23 protein-coding genes and 1 tRNA gene are annotated in these 24,595 nt (G+C 61.8%); 10 read left to right on the plus strand and 14 right to left on the minus strand.

Going from position 1 to position 24,595, the window contains the following annotated elements; all coding sequences use genetic code 11:
* Nucleotides 1-13: 13 nt before the first annotated feature.
* Nucleotides 14-508 (plus strand): DUF3830 family protein, encoded by a 495-nt coding sequence (locus tag FHU29_RS01325; protein WP_064439551.1) that lies wholly within the window; start codon nucleotides 14-16, stop codon nucleotides 506-508.
* 12 nt (nucleotides 509-520) lie between these two features.
* Here FHU29_RS01325 and FHU29_RS01330 read toward each other — a convergent pair whose 3' ends face one another.
* From FHU29_RS01330 to FHU29_RS01345, 4 genes are all read right to left on the minus strand, one after another.
* A complete protein-coding gene (locus tag FHU29_RS01330; RefSeq protein WP_064439552.1) occupies nucleotides 521-835 on the minus strand; it encodes an antibiotic biosynthesis monooxygenase in 315 nt (104 codons plus the stop codon).
* Between the two features lie 25 nt (nucleotides 836-860).
* Nucleotides 861-1,439, minus strand: a complete 579-nt coding sequence (locus FHU29_RS01335) for a TetR/AcrR family transcriptional regulator (protein ID WP_232322911.1) — start codon at nucleotides 1,437-1,439, stop codon at nucleotides 861-863.
* 77 nt (nucleotides 1,440-1,516) lie between these two features.
* Nucleotides 1,517-2,254, minus strand: coding sequence for an ABC transporter permease (locus FHU29_RS01340; RefSeq protein WP_064439554.1), 738 nt, complete (start codon nucleotides 2,252-2,254; stop codon nucleotides 1,517-1,519).
* 9 nt (nucleotides 2,255-2,263) lie between these two features.
* Complete coding sequence (locus tag FHU29_RS01345) at nucleotides 2,264-2,974, minus strand: ABC transporter ATP-binding protein (protein WP_064439555.1); 711 nt, start codon at nucleotides 2,972-2,974, stop codon at nucleotides 2,264-2,266.
* 207 nt (nucleotides 2,975-3,181) lie between these two features.
* Between FHU29_RS01345 and FHU29_RS01350 the strand changes: the two genes are divergently transcribed.
* Entirely contained in the window at nucleotides 3,182-5,020 is a 1,839-nt protein-coding gene (locus tag FHU29_RS01350; RefSeq protein WP_064439556.1) for an acyl-CoA dehydrogenase, read from the plus strand.
* 15 nt (nucleotides 5,021-5,035) lie between these two features.
* On the opposite strand, the gene FHU29_RS01355 is transcribed toward FHU29_RS01350, so the two are convergent.
* From FHU29_RS01355 to FHU29_RS01365, 3 genes are read right to left on the minus strand one after another with little or no spacing between them, the layout of a single operon-like run.
* Nucleotides 5,036-5,509, minus strand: coding sequence for a heme-binding beta-barrel domain-containing protein (locus tag FHU29_RS01355; protein ID WP_064439557.1), 474 nt, complete (start codon nucleotides 5,507-5,509; stop codon nucleotides 5,036-5,038).
* A gap of 14 nt (nucleotides 5,510-5,523) precedes the next feature.
* Entirely contained in the window at nucleotides 5,524-6,903 is a 1,380-nt protein-coding gene (locus FHU29_RS01360; protein WP_064439558.1) for an amidase, read from the minus strand.
* Between the two features lie 10 nt (nucleotides 6,904-6,913).
* Nucleotides 6,914-7,885, minus strand: coding sequence for a D-2-hydroxyacid dehydrogenase (locus FHU29_RS01365; RefSeq protein ID WP_064439800.1), 972 nt, complete (start codon nucleotides 7,883-7,885; stop codon nucleotides 6,914-6,916).
* An 86-nt stretch (nucleotides 7,886-7,971) separates the two neighbouring features.
* Between FHU29_RS01365 and FHU29_RS01370 the strand changes: the two genes are divergently transcribed.
* From FHU29_RS01370 to FHU29_RS01380, 3 genes are read left to right on the plus strand one after another with little or no spacing between them, the layout of a single operon-like run.
* Entirely contained in the window at nucleotides 7,972-8,721 is a 750-nt protein-coding gene (locus FHU29_RS01370; RefSeq protein WP_064439559.1) for a maleate cis-trans isomerase family protein, read from the plus strand.
* Complete coding sequence (locus FHU29_RS01375) at nucleotides 8,722-9,471, plus strand: maleate cis-trans isomerase family protein (protein WP_064439560.1); 750 nt, start codon at nucleotides 8,722-8,724, stop codon at nucleotides 9,469-9,471.
* Complete coding sequence (locus tag FHU29_RS01380; protein WP_064439561.1) at nucleotides 9,452-10,156, plus strand: GntR family transcriptional regulator; 705 nt, start codon at nucleotides 9,452-9,454, stop codon at nucleotides 10,154-10,156. The genes FHU29_RS01375 and FHU29_RS01380 overlap by 20 nt, the downstream gene beginning before the upstream one ends.
* Before the next feature lie 2 nt (nucleotides 10,157-10,158).
* Here the strand turns inward: FHU29_RS01380 and FHU29_RS01385 are convergent, their stop codons facing one another.
* From FHU29_RS01385 to FHU29_RS01395, 3 genes are all read right to left on the minus strand, one after another.
* The gene (locus FHU29_RS01385; RefSeq protein ID WP_064439562.1) at nucleotides 10,159-11,100 is read right to left on the minus strand and encodes a cutinase family protein; all 942 of its coding nucleotides are present in this window, start codon (nucleotides 11,098-11,100) and stop codon (nucleotides 10,159-10,161) included.
* 69 nt (nucleotides 11,101-11,169) lie between these two features.
* Nucleotides 11,170-12,201: a cutinase family protein gene (locus FHU29_RS01390; RefSeq protein ID WP_064439563.1), complete on the minus strand. Its 1,032-nt coding sequence runs from the start codon at nucleotides 12,199-12,201 to the stop codon at nucleotides 11,170-11,172.
* 175 nt (nucleotides 12,202-12,376) lie between these two features.
* Nucleotides 12,377-12,450 (minus strand) — tRNA-Arg (locus FHU29_RS01395).
* A 196-nt stretch (nucleotides 12,451-12,646) separates the two neighbouring features.
* On the opposite strand from FHU29_RS01395, the gene FHU29_RS01400 reads away from it, so the two are divergent.
* From FHU29_RS01400 to FHU29_RS01410, 3 genes are read left to right on the plus strand one after another with little or no spacing between them, the layout of a single operon-like run.
* The gene (locus FHU29_RS01400; RefSeq protein ID WP_083962209.1) at nucleotides 12,647-13,312 is read left to right on the plus strand and encodes a TetR/AcrR family transcriptional regulator; all 666 of its coding nucleotides are present in this window, start codon (nucleotides 12,647-12,649) and stop codon (nucleotides 13,310-13,312) included.
* A 51-nt stretch (nucleotides 13,313-13,363) separates the two neighbouring features.
* Nucleotides 13,364-14,128 (plus strand): precorrin-6A synthase (deacetylating), encoded by a 765-nt coding sequence (gene cobF, locus FHU29_RS01405; protein ID WP_064439564.1) that lies wholly within the window; start codon nucleotides 13,364-13,366, stop codon nucleotides 14,126-14,128.
* 13 nt (nucleotides 14,129-14,141) lie between these two features.
* Nucleotides 14,142-15,647, plus strand: coding sequence for a serine/threonine-protein kinase (locus tag FHU29_RS01410; protein ID WP_083962210.1), 1,506 nt, complete (start codon nucleotides 14,142-14,144; stop codon nucleotides 15,645-15,647).
* A gap of 27 nt (nucleotides 15,648-15,674) precedes the next feature.
* On the opposite strand, the gene FHU29_RS01415 is transcribed toward FHU29_RS01410, so the two are convergent.
* Nucleotides 15,675-17,126, minus strand: a complete 1,452-nt coding sequence (locus FHU29_RS01415) for a hypothetical protein (protein ID WP_157094980.1) — start codon at nucleotides 17,124-17,126, stop codon at nucleotides 15,675-15,677.
* Nucleotides 17,123-18,772, minus strand: coding sequence for a glucose-6-phosphate isomerase (gene pgi, locus FHU29_RS01420; protein ID WP_064439803.1), 1,650 nt, complete (start codon nucleotides 18,770-18,772; stop codon nucleotides 17,123-17,125). Before pgi ends, FHU29_RS01415 begins: the two co-directional genes overlap by 4 nt.
* A 188-nt stretch (nucleotides 18,773-18,960) precedes the next feature.
* Here pgi and FHU29_RS01425 point away from each other — a divergent pair, with 188 nt between their 5' ends.
* On the plus strand, nucleotides 18,961-20,448 hold the full coding sequence (locus tag FHU29_RS01425) for an NAD-dependent succinate-semialdehyde dehydrogenase (protein ID WP_064439804.1): 1,488 nt from the start codon (nucleotides 18,961-18,963) through the stop codon (nucleotides 20,446-20,448).
* 7 nt (nucleotides 20,449-20,455) lie between these two features.
* On the opposite strand, the gene FHU29_RS01430 is transcribed toward FHU29_RS01425, so the two are convergent.
* Nucleotides 20,456-20,761, minus strand: coding sequence for a chorismate mutase (locus FHU29_RS01430; protein WP_064439566.1), 306 nt, complete (start codon nucleotides 20,759-20,761; stop codon nucleotides 20,456-20,458).
* A 336-nt stretch (nucleotides 20,762-21,097) separates the two neighbouring features.
* On the opposite strand from FHU29_RS01430, the gene pcrA reads away from it, so the two are divergent.
* Nucleotides 21,098-23,551, plus strand: a complete 2,454-nt coding sequence (gene pcrA / locus FHU29_RS01435) for a DNA helicase PcrA (RefSeq protein WP_232322912.1) — start codon at nucleotides 21,098-21,100, stop codon at nucleotides 23,549-23,551.
* A 59-nt stretch (nucleotides 23,552-23,610) separates the two neighbouring features.
* Here pcrA and FHU29_RS01440 read toward each other — a convergent pair whose 3' ends face one another.
* Entirely contained in the window at nucleotides 23,611-24,351 is a 741-nt protein-coding gene (locus tag FHU29_RS01440) for a M23 family metallopeptidase (protein ID WP_064439567.1), read from the minus strand.
* Between the last annotated feature and the right edge of the window lie 244 nt (nucleotides 24,352-24,595).

Raw genomic sequence — 24,595 nt, forward strand, 5'->3', positions numbered from 1 at the left:
ACCGGAGGATGGAGTGGCCCGATACATCTCGATCACGCTTGCGAAGCGCGGCGTCACCTGCCGAGCACGGCTTCTGGACCGAGAGGCGCCAGGCACGTGTGAAGCTGTCTGGAACGCGCTGCCGCAAACAGGAGACGCTTACCACGCCAAATATGCGCGCAACGAGGTATATACGCTGGTCCCCAGGATCGCGGGGGCGCCGCGCCGTGAGAATCCCACAGTTACGCCGATCCCGGGTGACGTCTGCCTTTTCGATTTCGAGCCGTGGGAGATTGGGAACCCGGCTTACGGTTATGAGCCGGGCTCCGAAGCGCACGCCGCACTGGGGGCGACCGATCTCGCGATCTTTTACGGGCGCAACAACCTGCTGATCAATGGTGACATGGGCTGGGTTCCGGGCAACGTCTTCGCAATGATCGAAGACGGATTGCCCGAGATCGCGGCAGCCTGCAACGACCTGTGGATCAATGGGTTCGCGGGCGAAGAGATGGTATTCGCTCGAGCCTGAGGCAGGCTCGAATTACGCCATCGATCCTTGCTCAGCATTGCTCGCGTGGCCGGCGACGTCGAAGATCGTGAGGCGAGGTTCGACACCGACGCTGCGGAATAGAAGAATCCCGCCTGGCGTATCGACGGACCTGCGGTACTCCTCGAGCGCCTCACGGCTGTGCCAATACGTGAGAATCCGCCAGGAGGACAGGTTCGTAGTGTCGTGAACCAGATAAGTTTCGATCATCTGTGGGGGCAGTTTCGCCGAAGTCACAGCTTTGAAGTTGGCGGTGAATTCGTCCCACTTGTCGATGGGAACGACTCCTTCGAGAACGGTGACGACCATGACGAACCTCCTCCGGGTGAGGGTTCTATTCCGGCTGGATAATTCCAGGTCCCAACTCAATGGTAGCCACTGTGCTGCCGGTGAGATAGCCCTGCAGTACAGGGCCGATGCTGTCAACAACTACCTTTGGCGGAGCTGACGCCAGCGGTTCAATCCGGAGGATGTAGCGAGTGACAGCGAGGCCGATGAGCTGCGATGCGACGAGACTTGCCCGGACCTTCTTTTCAGCTGCAGGCGCCTCGAGTGCCGAGGCAACGGCGGGCAGCATCTCGTGTGTCACGAACTCGCGCATCGCGACGGTCATACCGTCCTGAGCGAGAGCTCCGCGCATCGCCTGCGCAAGTCCGGAGCCCGCTGGCGAATCCCATACGCTGACAAATGTTTCAGCGATCCGGAATCCCAGTTTGTCCGGCCCTCCCGCGGCGAGCCGCTGAACGATCTCGACTGGGTTGACGGGCGCCCGCATCGCCGCAACAAAGAGCTTCTGCTTGCTCCCGAAGTGGTGATTGATGAGCGCTGGGTCCACACCAGCTTCAGCGGCGATCTTCCGGACGCTTGCCTTGTCGAACCCGTGCTTCTCGAACATGGCCCGGGCGGCTGACACGATTGCTTCCCTGGTCTCGCTTGGATCGCCCGGCCTGCGGCCGCGGGGGACGTGCGGCACAATCTGTTCCCATCTCGTCAGGGCGTTCTCCTGCGCAAGGTCGCAGCCGCAAGAGCGAGGGCGAGTCCAGCGACAGCGGCGACGATACCGGCGTGGCTCCAGATTGCAGCGTACGAGGGTGTGGCGCTGGCTATCTCCTGCAGTGCCTCCACGCCGTACGTCAAAGGCAGAACGTCACTGATCCCTTGTAGGACGACCGCCATCTGGTCGCGGGGTACGAACAATCCACAAAGAAGTACCTGTGGCAAGACGATGAGTGGCATGAACTGCACCGCCTGAAACTCGGTTCTGGCGAATGCACTGCTCAGCAGTCCGAGGGCAACCCCGAGTGTGGCGTTTACCAGTGCGATGACGACGACGGGAAGCAATCCGGCGGTTGGCCGGACGTCGAAAGCCCAGTAGACAACGGTGATGGTGACAATCGCCTGGGCAGCCGCAGCGAGCCCGAAAGCGAGACCATAACCGAAGAGTAAATCGAGTTTGTTGAGTGGTGACGCCATCAGTCGCTCGAGCGTGCCGCTCGTCCTTTCGCGCAGCATGGCGATGCTGGTGATGAGGAACATGACGACGAACGGCAAGATGCCCAGCATGATCGTCGCGATGCTTTCGAACAATAGGGGATTGTCGCGATACATGTAATACAAGATCGTCAGCAGGAAGCTGGGAAGGAAAAGGATCATCACCACTGACCGGTGGTCGCGGCTGAGCTGGCGCAGGGCGCGAGTGGCGGTGGCGAGCAGGATTCGACGGTTCATGGCGGTCCCTCACGTGTGGGAGGCGAGCGCGAGGAATGCGTCCTCGAGGTCGGCTTGGCCTGTGCGGGTGCGGATATCGGCTGGGGTGTCATCGGCAATGAGGTGGCCGTCCCGCATGAAGAGCAAGCGGTCACACCTGCGGGCCTCGTCCATCACGTGACTCGAGATGAGAATGCTGGTCCCGTCTTCGGCGATGCGATGGAACATTCGCCACAAGTCATCGCGCAGTACAGGATCGAGCCCGACTGTGGGCTCATCGAGGACAAGAACTTCAGGTGCCCCGATCAGTGCGCATGCGAGGGTGACGCGCGTCCGCTGTCCGCCTGATAGGTCGCGTACGAGTTGCTTGCGGGGGAGTGTGTCGAGATGGACTGCGGCGATCGCACGCTCAGCTTCAGGTTTGCTGCAACCGTAGAGGGCAGCGAAGTACCCCACGTTCTCCGCGATGGTGAGATCGCCGTAGATGCTCGGTTCCTGCGTGACGTAGCGGACCCTCCTCCGGAGCGACGGTGATCCGGCAGGCTCACCCAGGACATCGACCGAGCCCGACTTGATGATCTGGACGCCGACGACGCAGCGTATGAGCGTCGTCTTGCCGCTTCCGCTGGGACCAAGGAGTCCGGTGACGGTGCCGGCTTCCACTGTGAAAGTCAGGGAATCAAGTACGGGGCGGCCGCCGCGATGCACGGTGAGGGCCCGGACAGTGATCGCAGTTGTCATGGCGACTCCTAATTCAACACTGTTGAAATAAGCATACGCCGCGCCTCACAGCCGGCCAAGAGGTGTTGCGATGTACTTTTGAGAACGGTTGGGACTCGATTCTTCGACACCCCCGGTGGCTACGGTTGCGTAACTGATCATCAGTCGCCCACTGTGATCACATCATTCACAGTAGTAAATCTCCTCACCGGTTAAGGGATCACTGTCATGGGCCACTACATCAGCAATACACGCGACCTCGAATTCAACCTTTTTGAGTCGCTGAATCTCGATGAGGTGCTGTCCACAGGTGAGTTCGGCGATCTGGATCGCGAAACCGTACGGATAATTCTCACCGAGGCGCGTCGGCTGGCTGAGGGCCCCCTCGCTGAGCCGTTTGCCGAAGCCGACAGAAATCCGCCCGAGTTCGACGCCGAAGCTCACAGTGTGCGGCTTTCAGAATCACTCAAGAAAGCTGTGCGAGTGTGGGCGGAAGCCGGTTACTACCGGCTAGGCCTCGATGAAGCCGTTGGGGGTGAGCCTGCCCCTCTGATGCTTTCCTGGGCCATCCGGGAACTTATTCTCGGTGCCCAGCCAGTCGCCTACATGTATCACTCGGGACCGAAAGCTGCGGAGATCTTATACGGCATCGGCAACGAACAACAGAAACGCTGGGCGCAGCTCGCCGCGGAGCGCGGCTGGAGCGCGACGATGGTTCTCACCGAGCCAGACGCAGGTTCGGATGTAGGTGCGGGCAGAGCGAAAGCCATCGAACAGGCGGATGGCACCTGGCATATCGAAGGTGTGAAGCGGTTCATCACGTCGGCAGATGTCGACGATCTCGCCGAGAACATCATGCATCTCGTTCTGGCGCGGCCGGCTGGCGCGGGCCCCGGCACCAAGGGTCTAAGCCTGTTCTTCGTTCCGAAGTTCTTGTTCGACGCCGAAACAGGCGAGCCGCGGGAGCGGAACGGCGTGTTCGTCACGAACGTCGAACACAAAATGGGCATCAAAGCGTCCGCAACGTGTGAGCTGACTTTCGGCGGTCATGGAGTCCCAGCCAGAGGCTGGCTAGTCGGAGATGTCCACAACGGTATCGCCCAGATGTTCCGCGTGATCGAAGAAGCACGAATGATGGTGGGCACCAAAGCTATCGCGACGCTATCGACGGGGTACCTGAATGCCCTGTCCTATGCGAAGCAGCGTGTGCAAGGTGCGGACATGGCGGAAATGACGAACAAGGACGCGCCCCGCGTCTCCACCATGCGTCATCCCGACGTCCGCCGGTCGCTCATGATGCAGAAGGCCTATGCCGAGGGCTTGCGGGCCGTGTATCTCTATACCGCTGCGCATCAGGACACCGCTGTTGCGCGGATCGTGTCGGGTGCGGAGCCAGAAATGGCAGAACGGGTGAACGACCTGCTCCTCCCCATTGTGAAGGGCGTGGGATCAGAGCGCGCCTACCAACTGCTTACGGACTCGCTTCAGACGCTCGGCGGCTCCGGCTTTCTGCAGGATTACCCGATTGAGCAGTACATTCGTGACTCGAAGATCGACTCCCTCTATGAGGGGACCACGGCTATCCAGTCGCTCGACTTCTTCTTCCGGAAAATCGCCCGCGACCAGGGCGGCGCACTCGGTCACATCGCGGGCGAGATCACGAAGTTCCTGGAAAAGCCGGATGCGGACGCGCGCCTCGCTGAGGGCAGGGCGCTGCTGAAATCAGCTCTCGAGGATGTCCAGGCGGTGCTCGCCACCTTGTTTGGGCACCTGATGGGCGCCCAGAAGGAACCCGCCGAGCTTTACAAAATCGGACTGGGGTCCGTGCGACTGCTGCTCGCGGTCGGTGACCTGATTATCGGCTGGCAGTTGCTTCGTCACGCGGAGATTGCGCTGGGTAAGCTCGGCACAATTGCTGACGGCAGCCCTGACATTGCGTTCTATCAGGGCAAGGTCGCGAGCGCGTTGTTCTTCGCTCGCAACGTCCTCCCGGGCATCTCCGCGACTCGCGCAGCACTCGCGAACATCGACGCTTCCATCATGGAGCTGGACGAAGCAGCTTTCTGAGGGAGCGCCTGGGGTCTACTCCTGGCCTGCGGTGGCGCGCCGAAGTTCGGCATGAAGGTGGTGGGTGAGCGGCGTGTCTGCGTGCGCCATCCACATGTCATAAGTAAGAAGATCACCGCGGCGGACAACCCGGCGGCGGATCTCCTGCACCGGTTTCGCCTCCGGTGAGCGCGCCAGCGTTGCTGTCTCGAAATCGAGGCAGCCGTCCTCAAGGCGAGCACGATAGATTTCGCCCAGACCGATCGGCTGGCTGACGAGCAACTCGGTGAAGCCACTTGCCGTTTGGCGGAGGTAACCGCATTCAGTGTGCATCGGTTGCCCGGTGACCGCGTTCCACGTGCGTGACCGATAGGCGAGGAAGGGTTTCCCGCTGGGACTGAACTCGATTTCTTCGCGATAGCTGAAGCTGTCGATCGTCGGGTAGTGGCCTTCACCTACTCCAACCCAGCGGCCAGCGAATTCAGCGAGGTCTCCAAGCGGTGCAAGCATATCCGTCACGACGGTCAGCTCAGCACATGCTCCGCGTATCTCGCAACAGCAAGCACAAGGTCATCGGAGTGGCGTGGACCCACGATCTGCAGCCCCACCGGCATACCTGCCTTCGTGGTGCCGACCGGGATGCTGATGGCGGGCTGTTGCGTCATGTTGAAGGGATAGCTGAATTGCGTCCACTGCGGCCAGCTCCGCAGGCCGCTTTCTGGTGGTACATCGTGGCCCGCTTCGAATGCAGTGATCGGCATTGTTGGTGTCAGCAGCAGATTGTGCACACTGTGGAATTTGCCCATGGTGATGCCCAGCTGCGCCGCCACCGCGCGCGCTTCGAGATACTCGACAGCTGAGTGGGAATCGCCCTTCTCCCAGACCTGACGAAGGCCAGCTTCGACCTTCTCGCGTGACCCTTCCGGGAAACCCGCGAGCAGGGCGGCCGCCCCCGTGGCCCAAAGCAGTTCGAACGCTTCGAGTGGGTCGCTGAATCCGGGGTCGGCTTCGGTGACTGGGACGCCGGCCTCGTCGATTTTGCGGACAGCGCGGTCGACTATCTCTTCGACCTCAGGATCGACGCGCACATACCCCAGGTTCTTCGAATAGGCGACGCCGAGTCCGCGCACGTCGCGGTTCATCTGCCCGCGGTACGTCGTGAAGATCGGGCCGAGGGAGGTGGGGTCGCGGTAGTCCGGCAACGACATGATATCGAGCAGTAGTGCAGTGTCTTCGACTGTCCGAGCCATGGGGCCACCGTGGGCGAGAGGACCAAATGGGCTTGCCGGGAACATGGGGACACGGCCGTGGGTGGGCTTGAAGCCCACGATGCCGCAGAAGGACGCGGGGATCCGGATGCTGCCCCCGCCATCTGTTCCGACGGAGCACGGCCCGAGCCCTGCTGCCACGGCAGCGGCGCTGCCCCCGGATGATCCGCCAGCGGTTTTCGTCGTGTCAACGGGGTTGCGGGTGATGCCCGTCAGCGGACTGTCAGTTGTGGCCTTCCAGGCGATCTCTGGTGTTGTGGTTTTGCCGACAAAAATCATCCCGTCTTCGCGCAGCCGCGCGCTGATGGGGCTGTCGACGGTCCACTCCTGCTTCGGGTCGACGCACTGCGACCCGCGCAGCGTCGGCCAGCCTTTGGTCAGGAAAATGTCCTTGATCGATATGGGAACACCATCGAGCAGTCCCTTGACATGTCCGTTCTGATAGCGCTTCTCGGATAGGCGGGCTTGCGCGAGGGCGCGCTCCGGGTCGACGAGGCAGAACGCGTTGATGTCACCGTCCCGCGTTCCAATTGCATCGAGGACAGCTTGGGTCGCTTCCACCGGGGAAAGCGCCCCAGAGGTGTAGCCAGTGACGAGATCGACCGCCGTCATCGAAGTGATCTCGGTGGGATTCATCGTGTGCTCCTTAGCCCGGGACGTAGCCACGCTCTTTGTCGACGATGTTCAGCAACGTTTTTCCCGCCATCCAGCGCTGGAAGTTCCGGGTGAAAAGGTGAGTGAGGTCATCACGCCAGCCAATCACGTCGCCGGCGTGATGCGGGGTGATCAGCACATTGGGTGCGCGCCACAGCGGGTGGTCTGAGGGGAGAGGCTCTGGATCAGTCACGTCGAGTGCTGCGCCAGCTATGGTGCCCGACTCGAGCGCAGACACAAGGTCATCGGTGACAGTCAAATCGCCCCGGGCAACATTGATGAACCTGGCCGTGGACTTCATCGCACGGAAGGCGTCCGCATCAAACATGTGGTGGGTCTGCGGCGTGCTAGGGGCAATGGCGACAACGAAGTCCGCCGTGCTGAGAGCATCGTGCAAGTCTTCTTGAGCGGTGACCGTGCCGAAGTCCGGGTCGTTCTCCCGCGCGCGACGGCCGGACCCGGTAACTTTCATGCCCGCTGCGGTGAGGAGCCGTGCGACAGCCCGGCCGATCGGTCCGGTGCCCACGACAAGCGCCGTGCGACCGCCGACGCGCTGGGAATCGCGGTGCTTCCACTCCCGCTGCTGCTGCAAACGCCAGGACCCCGGAAAGTCCTTCGCGAATGAAATAATTTGGCCAAGAACGTATTCGGCGATCGTGCTGTCGAACACGCCGCGCGAATTGGTGACGACGACCCCGCTGTCCCGGAGTTCGGGAAAAATGAAGCGTTCCACGCCGGCGGACGCGATGTGAATCCACTCGAGCGAGTCGGCCGCCAACCAGTTATCGGGCAGAGCGTGACTGAAAAAATCATAGGCGAACAGCACGTTTGTGCCTGGTAGAGCGTCTGAAAGATCCGACTCATCTGCGAAACGGAGAGTAGCGTGCTCGGAGACAGGGGCGAGGAGGTCCTCGTCCGGTTTGGCTTCGGCGTGGAGGACCGTAACAACTGGGTTCGCGGTCACGTTGACACCGTAGGAGCCCATCGTATGATTGTCAACAATCTGATTAGTCGCTTGGCATAGCCACCGAGTGAAGGCGAGGGCCGGCCTTGGAACTCAATATCCCGGAATTCGATGGCCCCATCGCGCAGCGGGGCATCGGGATCATCGCTCCGTTCGACCTTGCCCTCGAACGGGAGCTCTGGCGCTGGCTGCCGATGGAAGTAAGCCTGCACCTCGCACGAACTCCCTATGAGCCGGTGGTGGTGAGCGCTGAGATGGCTGAGCTGGTGTCGGACCGCAGAAGCGTCATGCTTGCCACTCGCGATGTACTGCACGTCGAACCGGAGGTCATCGCGTATCTCTGCACTTCAGGCAGCTTCATCAAGGGACTGTCGCATGAGCGGGCGCTCGTCGAGGCTATGCTCGAGGCTGGCGCACCTGACGCTCTGACCACAAGTGGTGCGCTCGTCGAGGCCGTACGTCACCTCAACCTCAGCAGGGTCTCCGTCATTACGCCGTACGACTCGATTCTCACCGAAAAGCTGAACGACTTCCTGGGCGAACTCGGTGTGGAAGTTGTTCAGTCGGATTATCTCGGTCTCGGTGGTGGCATGTGGCGGGTGAACTACCGGACTATCGCGGAACGGATCATCAAAGCGGACGATCCGCGCTCCGAAGCGGTGTTTGTAAGCTGCACAAACTTGCCCACCTACGACTTGATCGAGCCGATGGAACGGCAGCTCGGCAAACCAATCCTGACTGCCAACCAGCTGACAATGTGGGCCTGCCTCGGACGAATGAAGTTGCCCATGATGGGGCCCGGAAAATGGCTCCGTGACGTCTTCCAGGGAGAGTGAATGAGCACAGCAATCGGCTTCATCTACCCCGACCATGCCGCTGAGGATGACTACCCTCTCGCGGAGAAGCTGCTTCGCGAATCTGGGGTCTCAGTGTCGCTCGAGGTGGCGCACATTTACGGGACTGACCTGCATGCCGTGCCCGAACTACTCGATTTGGGCAGTCCGGAGAAGCTGTCGCAGGGCGCCGCACTGCTCGCTGAGAAGCAACCGGCGGCCGTAGTTTGGGCGTGCACCTCAGGCAGTTTCGTTTACGGGCCGGATGGCGCTCCAGGACAGATCGCGGGTCTCGCCGACGATGCCGGTGTCCCAGCGTCAAGCACCAGCTTCGCGTTCGTCAATGCGGCTCACACGTTGGGTGTCAAGAAGGTCGCAGTCGCTGCAAGTTACCCGGAGGACGTCGCGGCGCTGTTCGTTGAGTTCCTCGCAGCTGGCGGTATCGAGGTAGTGGCTATGTCGAGTCAGGGGATCGACACCGCAGCTGAGGTCGGAACGCTCACACCTGAGCAGGTCCTCGACATCGCACGCTCCCATGACCACCCGGATGCCGAAGCGGTACTCATCCCAGATACCGCGATGCACACGATCGGCGTGCTAGCTGACCTCGAGGTGGAACTGGGCAAGCCGGTGCTGACGGCCAACCAGGTCACTATCTGGGAAGGGCTGCGGCTCGCAGGATTTACCAGTGTGCAACCGTGCCTCGGTGCGCTGTTCCGCGGAAGGCCCGACAATGACAATCTTCGATCTTGAACCTGTCGCGCGACAGTCGACGGCTGAACTCATCGCCGACCGCCTCAGAGTGGCGATCATGCGAGGGAACCTCACTGCCGGAAGTCAGCTCGGCGAGGCAGATCTCGCAGCGAAGTTTCAGGTCTCACGCGGGCCTGTACGCGAAGCGATGCAGCGGCTCGTTTCGGAAGGGCTGCTGAACAGTGTCCGCCACCGCGGCATCTTCGTCATTGAACTGACAATTGACGACATTGAGGACGTTTACCACTCCCGCGCAGCGATAGAGCGGGGTGCACTAGAACGGGTGCTGGAGGGCCGCCGTGACGTGACCGCCGCGGCGCTCTCCTCGGCGGTAGAGGCGATGCGTGACGCTGCTGACCGCGGTGATATTTCGGCTGTCTCCGACGCTGACCAGCAGTTCCATGAAACCCTCGTGCAGAGTTCCGGCAGTGCGCGTCTCGTGCGTGCAGCCCGCACCCTGCTGATCGAGACCCGGATGTGCCTCGGTGCGCTGCAATCAACGTACGCGGACATCCATGAGCAAGTCACCGAGCATGATCAACTGCGTGACGCGATCGCCGCTGGACCGCCAGAACGCGCGTTCAAACTGTTGGCAGACCACATGGATGACGCCGTGACCCGTTTGCGCGAACAGCAGGCGGCAGAAGCAGGCAGCCCAGAAAAGGGCACAGAGATCGGTGGCTGAGCCTAGCTGCTGGCCTGCGTGCTGAGCCTGTCAGCGACCATGTGCGCCGCGCAGTCTTTCGCATTCATCCAGGTTTCGTCCGGCAGACCTGGGCTGTCGCAGCGCAAACGGACGGCTGGGTCGGCGTAGCTAAGATGACGGTCAAGGGGCGTGACACCGATCGTGCCACGCGCGTTACCCAAATCTTCTGGGTGCTCCACTGGGTCGCAGACGTTGTCGCCGGGAATGCAGAAGGAGATGGTCACGTCCGGATTCGCGCGCATCCACTGGTCCTGAGCAGCAGGGAACAGGGCGAGAATTCGGAAGATCCCCTGCCCGCGCTGGGCGCCTACCGCGCGCGAATGCTGTTGATCAGAGCGGCTTGGGTCACCGAAATAGGTGATGACCGAAACGTTGCGGAAGTCGTCACTGGCTGAGGTGACCTCATTGCCGAGGGCGAGGTTGATGGCATCCGCTCCCTGCGAGTTGCCCGCTATGACGACCTGGGTTTCGCTGTCGGCACACGCCGTGTTGATCTGCTGTAGCGCGCGCCGCAAATTCTCCGCGCCGATCCTGGCGGATCTCACATAGTTCGAAAAGTAAGAGAGCCCGCCATCGCCCACCTGGACTGCGGGGTACACGATGCCGTAGCCGGCCGGAGCTGGCAGTGAACGCTCACCGGTTTGCTGCTGCAACGCTGTAAAGAAGGCGCTGAGCAGCGGTCCCATTCCGCCCGTCGCAACGCTAGCGGGGTAGACGGGTGATTCGTGAACAACAGCGTCCTGAGGCGGTTCGTTCGATCCACGCAGCGCCAGCAAGTAATGGGCTTCACAACGGCTGCCGAGGCTGCCAGTCACGGCTGGGTCCGCACTGGCGGCGGGCACCGTCAACAACGCCACACCAGCGACGGCCGCAGGAACGGCAACGAGAACACATGCTCGGCGAACTGCCTCAGCGAAGATCACTCGCTCACTTTATGACGACCGGCGAGACATCGCGCGCTACGGCGTGCGCGTTATCGTTGGATGTTCCAGTCAGCGCGTCTGCGCGAGAGTGCTCTGCGGTACTGACGATTCGCTGCCTACGCGGTCCGCCACCATCTGAACCGCGCACTCTTTGGCTGTGAGCCAGTTGTCTTCGCTGGCAGAGGAACTGCTGCATTCCAGCTCGATGTCGCTGTCGTGGTAGCTCTCATGCCGAGCGAAGGGAGACACGCCAACGAGCCCAAGAGCGTTGCTGGAGTCCTGTGGATGTTCTAGCGGATTGCACACGTTGTCACCCGGTATGCACAGGGAGATCACGGCGCCGGGATGGTTTCGCATCCATTCGTCTTGCATCTCGCCGACCATGGGGAACATGCGGAAGAAGCCTTCGCCACGCGTTGCGCCGACATGAACCGCTGACTGATCACTCGATCGGCTTGGATCGCCAAATAGCACGACTGTCGTGACGTTGCGAAGATCATCAGAACCGTTGCTCACTTCCTCGCCGAGCACTTGATTGATGACGTCCGCGCCCTGCGAGACACCAGCCAGCACAACCTCGGTTTCCCCATCGGTGCATAGTGCGTTGATCTGTTGCAGCGATTCGCGGAGGCTTTCAGCGCCCTCGGCTACCGAATCGCGGTAGTGAGTCGGGTAGCGGAACCATCCTTCACCGACGCGAACTGCCGGGTATGCGACACCGAAGCCTGAGGGCTCCGCCTCGCCGCGAGCGGTGAGCTCCTGGGTGAGCGCCTCGTGAAACTCGTTGAGCAGCGGCCCCATGCCGCTGGTCTCCACTCCGGCTGGATATACGGGATCCTCGTAAATCACGGCGCCATCCTGAGGTGGCTCGTTTGAACCCCGTGTCGCCAGCACGTACAGAGGTTCGCAGTCAGCCCCTAGTGGTTGCGCCGTACGCTCCACTACCTCGGCGTGCTCTGGAATGGTGTCCGGATCGCTGGGCGGGTTCGCAGCCGCTGTGGGAATTGCGACGAGCGCCATCATCATCCCCGCAGTCATCGCTTTGTTCAGCCGCTGGCGAAGGAGCGGGTGATGGTTGCGGCAGTGGCTGTCGTCACTCATTTGTTCTCCATTGTTGCGAAGAATTTCGCAAAGCGGAACCTTGACAGCGCGTGTTCCTTAGTTCTCTGCAGGTCAGCGCGTCAAATGGAAAGGGTGTGACGTTAGTCCTAGTGCCTGGATGGGCCGAAACCGGGTTAGCGGAGCAGCTAAAGCCGCCGTTCTAGTTTTGTGTCTGTGCCCCCGACAGGAATCGAACCTGTGGCCTACTCCTTAGGAGGGAGTCGCTCTATCCGACTGAGCTACGAGGGCCGGTGCCCGCGCCATCGGTCGGGCGGCAGTGAGTCTACCGTGTCTGCAGCCGGTTCGCTCACAGGCCCGAGGAGCATCGATAGCGAATGTGACAACGAACCTTGTCGAAATTGTGCTGTTGTAAACGGACGCGAACGGTTTACACTCGTGGACATTCCACAGGGAATTGTCAACCGGGGACGTATCAGGGACTGGTGTGAGAAAAGAAGCTCAGCGCGTCGTGGCGGCACGGCCAACAGTAGAGATCCTTCGCCGGAACGAGATCTGTGCCCGCATCCTGGATGCGGCGGAGGAATGCCTGATGCAGTCGGGCTTCCGCTCACGGGTGCACGCGGCGATCGCCCAGCGAGCCGGGCTGTCGCGGCCCACCGTGTACAAGTACTTCGGCGACCAGACAGCGATCATCGAGGCGCTGTTCGAGCGCGAAGTCAATCGGTTCCTCGCGCACCTGCGCCCGGTGCTGGACGGCACGCACCATGCGAAGGCCAGGCTCGTGGAAAGCGTCGTATTCATTGTGAGCTACGCGCGTCAGCACGAACTCCTTCAGAAATCACTGAAGGAAGACCCTCAAGTGGTCATGCAGTTGCTTTCCTCCCGCGGCGGCGGCCTGATCGAGCGTGTAGCGCAGTACATGTCGCCGTACTACAAGCGGACTCCGGACGCTCAGGGGCCGGACGAGACCGCGCTCGTCCCGGTGGCCGAGTGGCTCTACCGGGTGGTCACGTCCTTGATCACGACGCCCGGAGTGGTCGACACGGAAAGCCCCGAGAAGCTGCGGGACTTTGTGACTGAACTTCTTGAACTCCCTACTCTGGGTCAAGCCGAGAAAACTGAGGTAGTTCGGGCGAGCGCAACAGTGTGAGCCAAGCGAGCTTCGTTCTGTGCGTTGAGCCGACTGTGGCACGGTAGACGCATGCGGACGCTGTATGTGATCGGGATTGGCGCGGGGGATCCAGAACACCTCACGCTTCAGGCCATCAAGGCGATGAATCGAACTGACGTGTTCTTCCTCGTGGACAAGGGCACGGCAAAATCTGAACTCGTCGACATCCGGCGGCAAATGCTCGACGACCATGTCCACGACAAGGACTACCGCGTCGTGGAGATTCCCGATCCGCCCCGCGACCGTGCCGCCGCAGCGTACGAGTCTGCGGTCACCGATTGGCATCACCGGCGCGCGGGGCTTTTCTCGGACGCGATCAATCGAGAGCTTGGGGATGAAGGCGTCGGTGCTTTTCTAGTGTGGGGTGATCCTGCGCTCTACGACAGCACGCTGCGCATTTTCGATCTGATGCTCGCCGCGAAATCTGTCGAGTTCGAATTCGAGGTCATTCCCGGCATCACCAGTATCCAGGCGCTCACTGCGAAGCATCGCATACCGATGAATCGGATAGGGGAGTCAATCCACATCACCACCGGACGGCACCTGGCTGAGGGCCTGCCGGCCGGTATCGATAATGCGATTATCATGCTTGACGGAAGCTGCACCTTCACCCACGTGCCGGGAGACGACCTAGATGTTTATTGGGGCGGCAACGTGGGCACCCCTGATGAAGTTCTGATCGCTGGCGACCTGCGCAGCGTTGAGCACGAAATCGAGGCGCAGCGCGCAGAACTGAAAGAACGTGCTGGCTGGGTCATGGACACGTACCTTTTGCGGCGGCGCCAAAGGGAATAGGTGTGCGTCCGGAATGCGATCGAGCCCCGAACGATCGCACACAGACTGGAAGCACTTAGTCGACAGAGAAGTCGGAGGCAAGGACGAGGGCATGGTCAACCCAGCCGAAGCACCGAACGCCTCAGTGAAAGGCTCGGACCGGATCGGACGCGTGCTCGCTGAACGCTACCGGCTGGAACGAGTTCTCGGCCGCGGCGGGGCAGCGGACGTATACCGCGCCACCGACGAACTGCTCGGTCGGCCCGTTGCCGTCAAAGTCTTCCGCTCCTCCGGGGAGGACCCAGATGCAGACAGGCTGCGCATCGATGCCGAAATGCGCACTCTGGCGGCATTGAGCGACCCCGGTCTGGTCACCCTGTTCGACGCCGGTGTTGCGACAAAACCCAACGATCTGCCCGTCCCGTTTCTCGTGATGGAACTCGTGGCCGGCCCCACGCTCCGTCAGCACATCGACACGCATGGCCTTGCCCCGCTCGAAACCGCACGCTTGGGAAGTGAACTTGCTGCCACGCTTGCCTACGTGCATGCCTGCGGTGTGATTCACCGCGACGTCAAACCCGGCAATATCCTGTTCGGCCCGCCCCGCGGCCAAGGCCGATATTCGACGAAGCTCACCGACTTCGGAATCGCGCGACTCGTCGGGAGCGACCCGCTGACCGCGCATGGATCAGCGGTGGGTACCGCTCACTACCTCAGTCCGGAACAGGCGCTGGGTGAGCCGGTCAGTTCTCCGTCCGACATCTACTCGCTGGGCCTGGTTCTCATCGAGTGTCTCACTGGTGAAATGGCGTTCCCCGGCGACGCAATCCCCGCTGCGGTGGCACGCCTGCGCAGCGACCCGCCGGTGCCCAGCCGCTTTGGCGCTGGCTGGGAGAGCGTGCTCAGCGCGATGACGAACCGTGACCCCGCTAAGCGTCCTTGCGCCGCCGACGTTGCACGTGAACTAGACGCGATGAGTCACGGCAACGCATCCGCCGCGCCCGTAGTACCACGGTTTGCGGGAGTGACTGCCAACACGGCGCCGGCGACCACCGCTGCGAATACGATTCCGACCGCACTTCCCGGTCCGGGTCGCAGGAGCCCGTCGCGAAGTCACATTGGTGGGTGGGGCGTGGCTGCCGCCGCAACAGTGCTACTGACCGGTGTCGCGGCGTCCGTAACCCTTCTTAACAGCACCGGCGACGCCCCTGCGCCGATAGCAGACACTGGACCTAAAGCCACGTACACCGTTCCCAAGGTCCAGTCCGGCCCCGAGTTCAACTTGGAACCCACGTCACCTGCAGATTCGCTGGTACCTGTTCGTTCCGCGGTCCCGGCCACGTCAGTTGAGCCCGCGCCGGCACCGATCGTTCCTCCAGCAACCGAGCAGCCTGCCACTGAGGAGCCGCTCCCAATGCCTGATATCCCCGGTCAGGGAAACGGAGTGGGAAGCAGTGGAAGTCCGCCCGGGCTGGGGGACGGTGGCCCTCCAGGCCAGGGCAACGGCCAGGGAAACGGCAACGGCCGCGGGCCCAGGTGAGAGAACGTCGGGCGATCGACTGACCCATCAGAACAGGGAAGAAGGCCCGCCGGGCAGGCCTAGGCCTGGCTGATCGCTATCCCAGCTTTGCGGGACAAGCCCCCATTTTTCCAGTTCACGGATCACCAGGTTACGCAGCGTCTGAGCGTCACGGAACCGTAATGGGTTCACGCCGAGGACTGACAAGGTGTAGCGGTCGCCGTTGCGGAGCAGGCACAAATCGAGGCTGAACGGTGATTCGAGCGCCCCTATCGCGGTGATTCCCGGGTGCACGGCACGCGCAGCCGCAGATTCAATGGTGTAAGGACCGAGTTGCGCCATTGTCTGCGGCAACTGCCCAATGTACGTCGCGACCGCATCTGCGGTACCAGTGGTGCGGACGAGACGTGTGGAGATCCGGTCGGGAACAATGTCCAAGATTTCCGTAGGCATGCCTGCGGGGCGCGCATCTTGCGGGAACCCCTCGTTTACGGCGGCTTGGAAAGCTTCCCGGCATTTGTCACGGATGAGGAAAAGCTCACCGTAGCGGGTGCCGCGCGGTCGCAAAGTAATAGGTGCCAGGGTGAGATCGTTCTTCCGGAGCGCGGTCTCCGGAACCTCAGTGACCTCGCTGAGGTCCACTGGGACGCCAACGGTGATCGATTCATTCGCGCCCCGAGCGCCGCTGCTGAAAAGCAGGTTTGCCGCTATACCGATCAGGAGGCTGTTCGGCGTGCCACCGGACTTCGCGGCGATGGCGTCCCATTCACTGGCTTCGATGTCGATCAGGGTGCCTGGTTCGCGCCACGACTGGTCCAGTTTCCCCGTCCGGGCAAGCGTCGCCGCGCGTTTGCGGCGGAGGACATCCACACGATTCTTACGTAGGTAGCGGACGATCTCATCACGGTTGGATCCCTGGATGAAGATCGTGTAGAAGGCGATAAACGAGCCGATCAGCACAGCCCAGTACTGCCGGAGCGCTTGCGCGAATTCGTGCCAGATGCTGTGGCGTTTGGTGCGCATCGGGCGCTGCGTGAGCGGCTGATTCCTCACTGCTTCGTTGACGGCTGAGATCATCCCCTGGGCATCGGTCAGTGCGTGGGTACAGACGAGTGACATGACCATGCCGCCGTCTTCGAGACGGGCCACGCCCAGTTCCCAGCCGATTCCGTGCTCCGGATTAAGCCGCACCTGAGCGCGTTCGTCCGCCCACGTGACGATGTCTTCGCGGGCAACGGGCTCGGGTGTGTAAAAGACGGGCGGGATGCTGGCGCCTCGCACCCAGTAGTGCCGTCCGCCGTGGATTCGAGGCCGAATGACTCTACGGTTCAGTGGCCCGACGGAAAGGCGGCGGTGGAGTTCGGTGAGAAGGTCGTCGTCGACAACTTCGTCGAGCATCCACAGTCCCTGCATCGCGACCGGCACCCCGTGGCCGCGATGCATACGGACAAAGTAGGCGTCGACAATGCTGAGGTAGTCGACTGAATCTTGATCGCTCATGCCCGCCCGCGCCACCGCCTGTACTGCTTGAGGAGTCCGTCGGTCGACGAATCCGCGGCGCCCGCGGCGGGATCCTCACCGGTGACAGCGGGCAGTAGCTGCTTCGCCTGGGTTTTGCCGAGCTCCACACCCCATTGGTCGAATGGATTGATACCCCAGACGGTGCCCTGTACGAGGACCTGGTGTTCGTAGAGTGCAATGAGCTGCCCGACAGACGAGGGTGTCAGGTTGCGGGCAAGGATGGTTGTGCTGGGCCGGTTCCCTGGCATGACCTTGTGCGGCACAAGATGGGAGGGGGTTCCCTCGGCAGCGATTTCATTGGCATTCTTGCCGAATGCGAGGACCTGCGTCTGCGCGAAGAAGTTGGACATCAGCAGGTCATGCATGCCGGTGCCGTCACCGCTGTCAATGTCATCATTGGGCTCCGCAAACCCGATGAAGTCGCACGGAATCAGCCGGGTGCCCTGATGCAGCAATTGATAGAAGGCGTGCTGGCCGTTCGTCCCGGGTTCGCCCCAGAAGATTTCACCGGTCTGTGTGGTCACCGGTTCGCCATCGAGCCGGACCGACTTTCCGTTCGATTCCATCGTCAGTTGCTGCAGATATGCAGGGAAACGAGCGAGATCGTTCGAGTAGGGAAGCACCGCACGGGACTCAGCGCCGAAGAAGTTGGTGTAGAGGACACCGAGCATGCCGAGCAAGACGGGGGCGTTTCGCTCAAGGGGAGCTTGCCGGAAATGGTCGTCGACAATGCGGAACCCAGCGAGGAACTCGGCGAACTGTTCTTTGCCGATTGTCAGCATCACACTGAGGCCGATCGCGGAGTCAACGGAGTACCGGCCGCCCACCCAGTCCCAGAAGCCGAACATGTTGTCCGTGTTGATGCCGAACTCAGCTACTCGTTCGGCGTTCGTGGACACCGCGACGAAATGTTTCGCAACAGCGGATTCGTCGGTTCCGAGTTTGTTGAGCAGCCAGGTGCGTGCGGCGCGCGCATTGCTGAGCGTCTCGAGCGTGGTGAACGTTTTGGACGCGACTATGAACAGAGTCGACGCGGCATCGAGTCCATCGAGAGTGGCGATCAGGTCCGCGGGGTCGACATTCGATACGAAATGGGCGGTGATGCCCGCATCGGCGTACGAGCGGAGCGCACCGCACACCATCGCGGGGCCAAGATCGGAGCCACCGATACCGATGTTCACTACCGTTGTGATGCGCTCACCAGTCGCGCCGCGGAACTCCCCGCTGCGCACAGCATCCGTAAAGGTGCCCATTTGATCCAGCGTGCCGTGTACGTCCCGAATGATGTTCTGGCCGTCCACAGACAACGCTGAGGTCCTCGACGCACGCAACGCGGTGTGGAGGACGGCCCGGTCCTCAGTGGAGTTGATGTGCGCACCGCGCATCATCGCGTCGCGCTGCTCCGGCACTCCAGCGGCACGGGCAAGATCTGCTAGCAGTGAGATCGTCGTGGGTACGACGAGATGCTTGCTGAAGTCAATGTAAAGATCTCCGGCGTGCATCGTCAGGGCGGACCCGCGGCTAGGGTCGGCGTCAAACAGTGCCCGGAGATTTGTTTCTTGAAGAGTTTTTACATGAGTAGCCAAAGCCTGCCATTCGGCAGACGCTGAAATATTGTTCACTATTTGCTCCCGCTTGTGGCGTTCGTTCAAACCAACAGCTATCGAGACTAGCCGGTGTGAAACACCGATGAGAGGCGAAGGACCAGACCTCTGCCTGAGCGGTCGGACGCTCGAGCACGAGCGGTTCGCGCACGCGGCGAAATGTTTCCGTGTAGAGGTTTCGTCGCGCCGAGTGTGGAAAGGTTATGAGAATGCCAGCGCAACAAGACGAATCACGCGAGGAACGAACAGAGCGCCTGCTCAGGGAGTTGCCGAAGCAGCTTTGGGTTGGTGGACAGCAGCGACCGGCCGAGACGGGCAAGACCTTTCCGGTGCGAAACCCAGCAACTGGCGACGTCATTGTCGAAGTCTCAGATGCTGGACCTGAGGACGGTGCGCGCGCACTCGACGAGGCGGTTCGCGTCCAGGAGAAGTGGGCGCACACCCCGCCGCGGGAGCGGGCCGAGATCCTTCGAGCCGCATTCGATGCAATTTCGAGCCGCAAAGCTGATATGGCGCACCTAATGACGCTCGAAATGGGTAAGGCACTGCCAGAAAGTGACGCGGAAGTCGCGTACGGCGGGGAATTCTTCCGATGGTTCAGTGAAGAAGCAGCGCGGATCGGCGGCCGCTTCACGCCGTCGCCCGCTGGGACTGGCCGCATCCTGACCATCCGGCGGCCCGTGGGGCCGTGTCTCGCGATCACCCCCTGGAACTTTCCCCTGGCGATGGGGACACGAAAGATCGGTCCAGCGCTCGCAGCGGGATGCACGATGATCGTGAAGCCCGCGGGCGAAACGCCACTGACGATGCTGCTGCTCGGCCAGATTCTGGCGGATGCGGGGCTCCCGGAGGGGGTCTTGTCGATCCTCCCGACCTCCCGGTCTGCCGATCTCGTGACGCCGCTGCTGGAAGATCCTAGGCTGCGGAAGCTAACGTTCACCGGCTCCACGGCGGTGGGCCGCACTCTGGTGAAGCAAGCTGCGCCGAACCTGCTGCGGATGTCGATGGAGCTCGGCGGGAACGCGCCGTTCGTCGTCTTCGACGATGCAGACGTTGATGCTGCCGTGGACGGCGCGATGCTCGCGAAACTCCGGAACGGAGGTGAAGCGTGCACCGCTGCAAATCGCTTCCATGTGGCGGACTCGGTGCGCGACGAATTCACCGAGAAACTCGTCGCGCGAATGTCAGACGTCACTATGGGGGCGGGAACTGAGCCCGGAGTGCAGTTGGGCCCACTGGTCAATTCGGATCAGCTCACCACCGTGCAGGGCCTCGTTCAGGATGCGATCGCGAAGGGAGCCAGGCTGCTTCTGGGCGGCGTCGCACCGGATGGGCCGGGATACTTCTATCCAGCGACTGTCTTGACTGACGTTCCCGCTGAGGCGCGCATCCTCAAAGAGGAGGTGTTCGGCCCAGTTGTCGCCATCACTGGATTCACTGATGAAGACGAGGGAATCAGGCTTGCTAACAATACCGAGTATGGGCTCGCTGCCTACGTCTATACACGCGACCTAGATCGGGCACTTCGCGTCGCGGAATCTGTCGAAACCGGCATGATCGGCATTAACCGCGGTGTGATTTCTGACGTCGCGGCTCCATTTGGGGGAGTCAAGGCATCTGGTTTCGGTCGCGAAGGCGGCGTGGAGGGCATCGACGAGTACGTCGAGACTCGCTACGTGGCGCTCCCAGTCCCGTGATCAGCGGTCAGTCATGCCCGAGGCGGCCACGGCCAAGGCGAAGCAGCAGAATCGCCAGGTTGTGGCCTTCGGGACCAAGCGCACTGAAGCGCTCGATGACTTTCATCTCCCGGTTGTGCACGAGCCTGGTGCCGCCGGACGCCATTCGCAACTGACCGATGGTGCGGGACACCTCCGTACGGCGCTGGACCGCAGCGAGGATTTCCGCATCGAGCCGATCGATCTCCTGGCGGAGCTCATCGATGTCCGGAGCGGACGCGGTCTTGTCGTCGTCATCGGATGTGGACCCGTTGTCAGCAGCGTGGGTACTCATTGTGTTTGTCTCCTGTGCAGGGGAAGGCGGCGGTGTGCGTGGCGACTGCCGGGAAGCGCGGCCTGGCTTCCGGCTAACAGCGCCGTGTTCCTTGTACACGAAAAATTTCCGCGATCCGGGATCGGACCGCGCTACGTAAGGCCGTGCTCATCCCGCCGCCGGACCCGGCCGATCCCTGCCCGGAAACTGCCGATACACCCGGAGCGGTGGCCGGGGCGAGCAGTCTCTGCGGGCTTTGAACATGCATTGATTGTGCCATGACCGTAAGTCTGCGCAATCTCCCAGGCAGCGTCTGCCAAGACCGGAGGCTAGCGGCAACTGTCAGACTGGGCGCCTATGCTTGTGGGGCACAGTCCATGGTCGTGGAAGAGGGACGTTCTGATTACTGCAGGTTCTATTGATCATGACCGGAGGTCTGCGGTTGAGGGTGCGGCAGCCCTGCTGGACGGGCTCAATCGGCACCAGCGTGAGGCTGTCTTACACGAGGGCTCACCGCTCCTGATTGTCGCCGGAGCGGGCTCCGGAAAGACGGCGGTTCTGACGCGGCGGATTGCGTACTTGCTGGCCGAGCGCCAGGCACGCCCCTCCGAGATTCTCGCGATCACGTTCACCAACAAGGCCGCGGCTGAAATGCGGGAGCGCGTATCGCAACTCGTCGGGCCCCGCGCGGGTTCGATGTGGGTGGCAACGTTCCACTCGACATGTGTGCGTATCTTGCGCGCGCAAGCTGGCCTCGTTGAGGGGCTCAACTCGAACTTCTCGATCTACGACGCGGACGACTCGCGGCGACTGCTCGCGATGATCGCTAAAGATCTGGAGATTGACGTCCGGCGCTACACACCGCGGATGCTGGCGACGCAGATCTCTAATCTCAAGAACGAGCTGATTGGCCCGGCGCAGGCAGCACGGGACGCCGACTCCGATCCGGCTGAGGTCAGTCGCACTGTTGCGCGGGTATACGGCGTCTACCAGCGTCGTCTGCGTGAAGCCAATGCACTCGACTTCGACGACTTGATCAGCGAGACTGTGCGGATCTTGCAGGACTTTCATGAGGTCGCCGCTTACTATCATCGGCGTTTCCGTCATGTTCTTGTCGATGAGTATCAGGACACAAACCACGCTCAGTACGTGCTGGTGCGGGAACTCACCGGTGCGGGCGTTAACGAAACGGAAGGCGTGCCAACCGCGGAGCTGTGCGTTGTGGGTGACGCCGACCAGTCGATCTACGCGTTTCGCGGGGCGACGATCCGCAACATTGTTGAGTTCGAACGGGATTTCCCGAACGCCCGAACTATCCTGCTGGAACAGAACTACCGGTCGACGCAGACGATCCTTTCGGCCGCGAACGCGGTGATCTCCAAAAACTCCGGCCGCAGGCCCAAGCGACTGTGGACGGATAGTGGAGATGGTGAGCCGATAACGGGTTATGTCGCTGACAACGAGCATGACGAAGCAACGTTCGTCGCGTCCGAGATTGACCGGCTCACGGGTTCGGGCAGCATCGGCAGCGGTGTGGCTGGGGACATCAAATACAGCGATATCGCCGTCTTCTATCGTACGAACAACAGTTCGCGGGCATATGAAGAAGTGTTCATCCGCCATGGGCTTCCGTACAAAGTGGTGGGCAGCGTGCGCTTCTACGAGCGCAAGGAAGTGCGAGATATCGTCGCTTACCTCCGTGTACTCGCCAACCCAGACGACACCGTCAGCCTGCGCCGTATTCTGAACACACCTCGGCGGGGGATCGGTGACCGCGCCGAGGCCTGCGTGGCGGTGCACGCGGAACAGCGCGAAATCAGTTTCGCGGAAGCTCTCCGTGATGCCGCAGAGGGAACAGTGTCTCTTCTGGGCACCAGGGCGCAGCGCTGCATCGCCTCTTTTGTCGAATTGCTTGACACGCTGCGGCAGCCGCTCACTGCGCGCGAACCCGCTGATCTCGATGTCGGGAAGCTCATCGACGGAATCCTGTCCATGACGGGCTATCGAAAGGAACTCGAGGCCAGTAACGATCCCCAGGACGGCTCCCGGCTCGACAACCTGAACGAACTCGTCAGCGTCGGCCACGAGTTCAGCGCCGAGGCGGCACAGTTGATCGCTGATGGTTATGAACCGGCCGAGGGCGACCCTGTGCCAGGCTCACTAGAGGCGTTCCTCGAGCGTGTGGCGCTCGTCGCGGATTCGGATCAGGTCCCGGACTCTGATGCTGGTGTCGTCACCCTCATGACGCTGCATACCGCGAAGGGCCTCGAGTTCCCGGTCGTTTTCGTTACGGGGTGGGAAGACGGTCAGTTCCCGCATATGCGTGCGCTGGGAGATCCTGATGAACTTTCTGAAGAACGGCGTCTCGCATATGTGGGTATCACGCGTGCGCGTCGGCGCCTCTACCTCACTCGTGCGGTTACCCGGGCAGCGTGGGGACAGCCCGTGTCGAACCCGGAGTCGCGTTTCCTGCAGGAAATACCAGACGAGCTTCTGGAGTGGAAGCGGACAGACCCGGGACCATCACGATCATTCGGCAGCGGCCGTGCGATCGGTTCACGATGGAATGCGCCCAGTGGGGGATATGACTCGCCGTTCGGGAATGGCAACCGTGGTCCGAGTGCGGGACGTGGCCGCGGCGCACCCCTGGTTCTGAAAGCGGGGGATCGCGTGAGCCACGACAAGTACGGCCTGGGGACTGTGGTTGCGACCGAAGGCAGCGGCAACCTCGCTCGCGCGACGATCGACTTCGGCGCCACCGGCAAGGTTTCTCTGCTCCTTATCGGCGGCGTGCCGATGGTAAAGCTCTAAAACAGGAAAGAGGGCTGCGGGATAACCCGCAGCCCTCTTAGCTGTCGCGATGTGGTGCGCTATCCGCGTCCACCAAATACGTCGATTCCCAGGTCGGCCAGCCACCCGATCGGGTCGATCTTGTTGTCGCCACCAATCCACACTTCGAAGTGGACGTGCGGGCCGGTGGAGAAGCCGCGGTTGCCGACAGTGGCGATCTGCTGACCGGCGTGCACACGATCACCCACCTGGGCGATGTTGGTGTCGTTGTGGCCGTAGACGGTAACCGTTCCGTCGTCGTGACGGATCCTGACCCAGAGACCAAAACCTGCAGCAGGTCCGGAGTCGATGACTTCGCCGTCTGCGACCGCGACGATCGGTGTGCCGATTGGTGCAGCGATATCGATACCACCGTGCAGGGTGCCCCAGCGCTGACCGAATGTCGAGGTCAGGACACCGACGACGGGGAGTGCCGCGACCGGGCGGCGCATCTCCGCTTCGCGGGCGGCGCGCTCATCGCTGAAGCGCTTCGAGGTAGCGAGCTGCTGAGCGTAGGAAGAGGGGTCGAGCGCCCGAGTGACGTTCAGGACCTGGACGGTCCCTGCGGGGCTGTTCGAGTCGGACGTGGCCGCGAAAGCAGGACTGTCGAGGCTCGCGTTTGCGCTTGCAAACGAAATGTTGCTGTCGGCGTGTGCCGCCGAGTCAGCCATCAGGACAGCCTGGCCGCCCGCGAAAGAAGCGCCGATGGTGACGACGGCAAGCGCGATCCGGCCCTTCGGGGCACGTTTCTGGGCATGTTTGTTCGGTGTGGTGCGCAGCATGGATTCCAGAAAGGGGTGCGAAACCCTCGGGTCGATTCTGCCGCGACGCCGCTACGCGCCGCAGTGTCATCCAGGTTGATGACTCCGGACGGGCGCAATCCAGCGCACCGCTCCGGTCGCACGATCCGCGGGACGGCTAGGACCGGTAAAGATTGTCGGGTGGTCCAGGCCGTAACGTGGTCGTGATATTCACTGGGTTGAAAGGTAACGAAACGGTTGCGACGCCTGCAAGCAATCGGTGTCC

Source organism: Hoyosella altamirensis (genome assembly GCF_014191505.1).
GTDB classification, from domain to species: Bacteria; Actinomycetota; Actinomycetes; order Mycobacteriales; family Mycobacteriaceae; genus Hoyosella; species Hoyosella altamirensis.